This window comes from Pseudomonas sp. PB106, assembly GCF_009764645.1.
Lineage (GTDB): Bacteria > Pseudomonadota > Gammaproteobacteria > Pseudomonadales > Pseudomonadaceae > Aquipseudomonas.
In genome coordinates, this window is sequence record NZ_RWIM01000203.1 from 1 (window position 1) to 5,723 (window position 5,723).

At 59.4% G+C, this 5,723-nt stretch carries 6 protein-coding genes; 2 read left to right on the top strand and 4 right to left on the bottom strand.

All coding sequences use genetic code 11. From position 1 onward, the window contains the following. Window positions 1-62: 62 nt before the first annotated feature. From EJA71_RS25035 to EJA71_RS25050, 4 genes are all read right to left on the bottom strand, one after another. The gene (locus EJA71_RS25035) at window positions 63-1,895 is read right to left on the bottom strand and encodes an ABC transporter ATP-binding protein (protein WP_158960348.1); all 1,833 of its coding nucleotides are present in this window, start codon (window positions 1,893-1,895) and stop codon (window positions 63-65) included. 88 nt (window positions 1,896-1,983) lie between these two features. Then, window positions 1,984-2,547 carry a peptidylprolyl isomerase gene (locus tag EJA71_RS25040; protein ID WP_158960351.1) on the bottom strand — a complete coding sequence of 188 codons (564 nt, stop codon included), beginning with the start codon at window positions 2,545-2,547 and terminating at the stop codon, window positions 1,984-1,986. A gap of 3 nt (window positions 2,548-2,550) precedes the next feature. Beyond that, complete coding sequence (locus EJA71_RS25045) at window positions 2,551-3,354, bottom strand: alpha/beta fold hydrolase (protein WP_158960355.1); 804 nt, start codon at window positions 3,352-3,354, stop codon at window positions 2,551-2,553. A gap of 14 nt (window positions 3,355-3,368) precedes the next feature. Next, a complete protein-coding gene (locus EJA71_RS25050; RefSeq protein ID WP_008086429.1) occupies window positions 3,369-4,292 on the bottom strand; it encodes a LysR family transcriptional regulator in 924 nt (307 codons plus the stop codon). Between the two features lie 49 nt (window positions 4,293-4,341). On the opposite strand from EJA71_RS25050, the gene EJA71_RS25055 reads away from it, so the two are divergent. Then, window positions 4,342-4,656: a 3-phosphoglycerate kinase gene (locus tag EJA71_RS25055; protein WP_158960357.1), complete on the top strand. Its 315-nt coding sequence runs from the start codon at window positions 4,342-4,344 to the stop codon at window positions 4,654-4,656. A 230-nt stretch (window positions 4,657-4,886) separates the two neighbouring features. Beyond that, window positions 4,887-5,486, top strand: a complete 600-nt coding sequence (locus tag EJA71_RS25060) for an FMN-dependent NADH-azoreductase (protein ID WP_158960360.1) — start codon at window positions 4,887-4,889, stop codon at window positions 5,484-5,486. The last annotated feature ends 237 nt before the right edge of the window (window positions 5,487-5,723 follow it).

The window sequence follows — 5,723 nt, forward strand, 5'->3', positions numbered from 1 at the left end:
AGTGACGCGGAGCGTCACGGGCTGCGTTCCCACGCAGAGCGTGGGAACGATCTTGGAAGAGGTCAGTCGATGCCGACAAACCCTCCGGTCTGGTGCGCCCACAACCGAGCATACAAGCCGCCATGGGCCAGCAGCTCCGCGTGGGTGCCGCTCTCGGCAATCTTGCCGTTCTCCAGCACCACCAGCCGATCCATCCGCGCGATGGTCGAGAGACGGTGCGCAATCGCGATCACGGTTTTACCCTGCATCAGGGTTTCCAGGCTTTCCTGAATTGCCGCTTCGACTTCCGAGTCCAGCGCCGAGGTCGCTTCGTCCATGATCAGGATCGGCGCGTCCTTGAGCAGTACTCGAGCAATCGCAATGCGCTGGCGCTGACCACCGGAAAGTTTCACCCCGCGCTCGCCGACGTGAGCGTCGAAGCCAGTACGGCCCTCGGCGTCCGACAGCAGCGGGATGAACTCATCGGCGCGGGCCTTGTGCACCGCGTCCCACAGCTCCGCGTCGGTTGCATCCGGCTTGCCGTACAGCAAGTTGTCGCGGATCGAACGGTGCAGTAGCGAAGTGTCCTGGGTGATCATGCCGATGCGTGCGCGCAGGCTTTCCTGACCGACTTCGGCGATGTTCTGGCCATCGATCAGAATCCGCCCGCCCTCGACGTCGTAGAGACGCAGCAGCAGGTTGACCAGAGTCGACTTACCGGCCCCCGACGGCCCGATCAAACCGATTTTTTCGCCCGGTCTGATGTTCAGATTAAGGTCGCCGATGATGCCTTTCTTCTTGCCGTAGTGAAAATCCACGTGCTCGAAACGCACTTCGCCCCGGTCCACATCCAGCGGTTTGGCCTGTTCGCGATCGGTGACGCTGACCGGTTGCGAGATGGTCTGCAAACCATCCTGGACCATGCCGATGTTTTCGAAAATGCCGGTGACCACCCACATGATCCAGCCGGACATGTTGACGATCCGAATCACCAGACCGGTTGCCAGGGCAATCGCCCCCACAGTGATCAGCGATTGCGTCCACAGCCACAAGGCCAGGCCCGTGGTGCCGACGATCAGCAGGCCGTTCATGGTGGTAATGGCGATGTCCATGCTGGTCACAACGCGGCCCGCCAGTTGGGCTTTTTCGGTCTGTTCTTCAATTGCTTCGCGGGCGTACTGTTGCTCGTAATTGGTATGGGCGAACAGCTTCAGGGTGGCGATGTTGGTGTAACCATCGACGATCCGCCCCATCAGTTTGGAGCGCGCATCGGAGGACACTACGGAGCGTTCCTTGACCCGTGGCACGAAGTAACAGAGCGCGCCAATGTACGCGGCGATCCACGTCAGCAACGGAATCATCAGGCGCCAGTCGGCCTCGGCAAAAAGCACCAGCGCGCTGATCGCGTAGATCAGCACATGCCACAACGCATCCACTGCTTGCACCGCAGAGTCACGCAGCGAGTTGCCCGTCTGCATGATGCGTTGGGCGATACGACCGGCGAAGTCGTTCTGGAAAAAATTCAGGCTTTGCTTGAGCACGTAGCTGTGGTTTTGCCAGCGGATCATGCTGGTCATGCTCGGGCTCAGGGTCTGGTGCACAAGCAGGTCGTGCAGGCCGACAAAGACCGGGCGCAAGATCAGCGCGACCACGGCCATCCAGGCCAACTCCAGGCCATGCTCCTGAAAAAAGTTCGGGTTCGGCGCGCCCTGGGCAAGGTCAATGATGCGACTGAGGTAGCTGAACAACGCCACTTCGATCAAGGCGCCGAACAGTCCGACGGTGAGCAGGGCGGCAAAACTCGGCCAGACCTGCTTCAGATAATAGGTATAGAAGGGCAGCACGCGATCCGGCGGGGATGCCGTGGGGGCATCGCGGAACACGTCGATCAGTCGTTCGAAACGGCGATAGAGCATCAGATAACCGCCCGGAGTACGGGCTCTCCTTTTATCAGTGTGAGCGGCGTGAGGTTGAACTCACACCGCTCGATACGCCCTGTACAGCTTAGTCGATGACTTTGGCCGACTTGATGATCACAGGGTCGACAGGCACGTTTTGCATGCCGCTTTTGGTGGTGGTTGGCGAGTTGACGATGATGTCGACCACGTCCATGCCCTTGACCACTTTGGCGAACACCGCGTAACCGGCGTCACGGCCCGGATCGAGGAACGCGTTGTCAGCCACGTTGATGAAGAACTGGCTGGTGGCCGAATCCGGGTTGGAAGTGCGTGCCATCGACAAGGTGCCGCGCACGTTGTGCAGGCCATTGCTGGCTTCGTTCTTGATCGCTGCCTTGGTGTCTTTCTGTTGCATCTGCTGAGTGAAACCGCCGCCCTGAGCCATGAAACCCGGGATCACACGGTGGAAAATGGTGTTGGTGTAGAAGCCACTTTTGACGTAATCGAGAAAGTTCTGGGTACTGATCGGCGCCTTGACCGGGTCCAGTTCGATTTCGATCTGGCCGTTGGTGGTGTCCAGCAGCACGTGCGGCGCTTTGACCGGCGTGGCAGCCATCAGGTTGGCGGCGAACAGCACGGTACCGGCGGCGAGGGCGAGTTTTTTCAGCATGGGTCAGTGATCCTGAGATTGAATATCGGCTGTGGCGAGAAACTCCAGCAGCGTTTGGTTGAAACGCTCGGGTTGATCGAGCGGTGTGGCGTGGCGCGAGTCGGTGATCACCACCAGCCGCGCATCGGCTAGCAGTTTTACATAGGTTTCTTTCAGCGCAACCGTTGTGTAGTCACGGTCGGCAGTGACGATGAGGGTTGGACAGGTCACTCGGGAAAGTCGTTCCTGAACCCCCCAGCCCACAATCGCATCGAAGCTGGCGAGATAAGCACGTTTGTCGTTTTTTGCCCAGCGTTCGGCCATTTTCTGCCGTAGATCGGCCTGTTCCGGCTTGGGAAAAAGTTTACCGCCAAGGGCTTTGCCGATCGTCGCGAGGCTGAGCACACGCATCAGGCTCCAGCGTTTGAACCATTGCCAATAATCATCGCGGCTGCGGATTTTGACTTCGGGGGCGCTGTTAACGATGGTCAGGCTTTTCAGCATCTGCGGTTGATCGACGCCGAACTGGAAGCCGATCATGCCACCCATCGACAGCCCGACGTAGTGCACCGGGCCAAGGTTCAGATGCTCGATAAGCGCAAGCATGTCGGCGCTGAACCCGGCGATGCTGTAGCGTTCGCGCGGCTTGTCCGAGCGACCGTGGCCGCGAATGTCCGGGACGATCACCCGATAGTGCGCGGCCAGTGCCGGGATCTGCATTTCCCAGTCCAGCGTGCTCGAACCGAGCCCGTGAACCAGCAGCAACGGCGTACCGTGGCCATATTCCTCGTAGTGCAGGTTGCAACCTTCGTGTTCGAAATAGGCCATCGGTGAACTCCGTGTCAGGCTTGTTCGGGGGCGGCGTACGGCGCATCCAGCGGTAAGGTATCGAAGGTGCGCAGCAGCTCGATGAGGATTTGCGTGGCCGGGCCCAAGGGTTTGTCCTTGTTCGAATACAGGTAGAAGCTGGAGTTGCGGGTGCCGCCCCTGTCCAACGGTAGCAGCTTGAGCGAGCCATCTTTGAGTTCTCGTTCAATCATGTGCCGTGGCAGCCATGCAAAGCCCAGGCCGCTGCTGACAAAGGTCGCCGCCGTGGCGAGACTGCCCACGGTCCAGCGCTGTTCGGCGCCGAGCCAGCCGACGTCCCGCGGTTGCTGGCGGCCGGAGTCGCGAATCACCACTTGCATCTGGGTTTCCAGATCCTGAAAGCTCAGTTCGCGATTGAGCCGATGCAACGGGTGATCGGGGTGGGCGACGGCGATGAACTCGACGTCGCTTAATTCCGCACCGAGGTGGCCGGGAATGCTCAGGCCAGTGATCGCCAGATCGGCCACGCCTTCGAGCAACACTTCCTCGACGCCCGACAACACTTCTTCGCGCAGACGTACGCGGCAGCCACGGCTTTGCGGCATGAATGCGGTCAACGCGCGAACGATCCGCGCGCTCGGATACGCCGCATCCACTACCAGCCGCACCTCGGCTTCCCAGCCTTGCTCCATATGGTGGGCGAGGTCTTCCAGTTGACTGGCCTGTTTCACCAGTTGCCGCGAGCGGCGCAGCAACACGCCGCCGGCTTCGGTGAGCACGGCTTTGCGCCCGTCGATCCGCAGCAGCGGCACGCCGAGCTGGTCCTGCATGCGCGCAACGGTGTAGCTCACCGACGATTGCGAACGGTGCAGGGCTTCCGCCGCTTGGGCGAATCCGCCATGGTCGACCACGGCCTGCAATGTTCGCCATTGGTCCAGGGTCACGCGGGGCGCTTTCATCAATAGCTCCTCTTGTCCTAAGCTGGCCGTCCCTCATGGAGACTGCCGAATGAAAAAATTCTGTTGTGTGGTGCTGGCGCTGCTGCCGCTGACTGCTTTTGCGTACCCGATCGATGTGCAGAAAAATCTCAACGGCATGAAGATCGATTACGAGACCTTCGATACCGACAACGACATCGGCTCGATTCGGGTGGCCAACTACGGCGATGTCGATGCGACGTGCAAAGCGAAATTCAGCAATGGCCCGGAAGCACCACGCAACCGCACGATCGATGTACCGGCGGGCAAACATAAAAACGCCACGGCCAAGTTCACCCGCGAGATCATCAAGCTGCGCATCGAACTGACCTGCACCCCGAAATAGCAGTCGTCTCCTGTAGGAGTGAGCCTGCTCGCGATAGCGGTGTCCCAGATAAATCAATATCGCCTGACACACCGCTATCGCGAGCAGGCGAAGGCCTACAAGAGCATGGATCAGCATCTAAACGAATTATTCGATGCTTTGCAGCAATTATTTGCGCTTTTTCATCGATTCGACTCTGTTTAACCTTCACTCCATCGACCTACAACATTCTCGGATGGAGGCTACACACCATGTCCCGCGTTCTGATCATCGAAAGCAGCGCCCGCCAGCAAGACTCGGTTTCCCGTCAACTGACCCAGACCTTCATCAGTCAGTGGAAAGCGGCGCACCCGACCGATCAGATCACCGTGCGTGACCTCGCCGTGAATCCGGTACCGCATCTGGACGCCAACCTGTTGGGTGGCTGGATGAAACCTGCCGAACAGCGCAACGACAGCGAACAAGCGTCGCTGGACCGCTCCAACGCATTGACCGATGAACTGCTCGCCGCCGACGTGCTGGTGATGGCCGCGCCGATGTACAACTTCGCCATCCCGAGCACCCTCAAAGCCTGGCTCGACCACGTGCTGCGTGCCGGCGTGACCTTCAAGTACACCGAAACCGGCCCGCAAGGCCTGCTCAGCGGCAAGCGTGCCTACGTGCTCACCGCTCGCGGCGGCATCTACGCCGGCGGCCCGGCGGATCATCAGGAACCGTACCTGCGTCAGGTCATGGGCTTCATCGGTATCAACGACGTGACGTTCATTCACGCCGAAGGCATGAACCTCGGTGGCGACTTCCAGGAGAAGGGCCTGAATCAGGCCAACGCCAAACTGTCCCAGGTCGCTTGATATGTTAATCGCCAGATAATCGCCGATTGTTTAAGTGACCTGGCGCAACCCCTTCAAGGCTCTACGCGCATCGAACCTCCCTTTGCACTTTTTGCTCCTGAGTGCTGTAGCCCGATTGAACGCATTAGCGAGATCGGGCTTTTTTTTGCCTGGGATTCACCGATCCCCTGTAGGTGCTGCCGCAGGCTGCGATCTTTTGATCTTGGTTTTTAAAATCAACATCAAAAGATCGCAGCC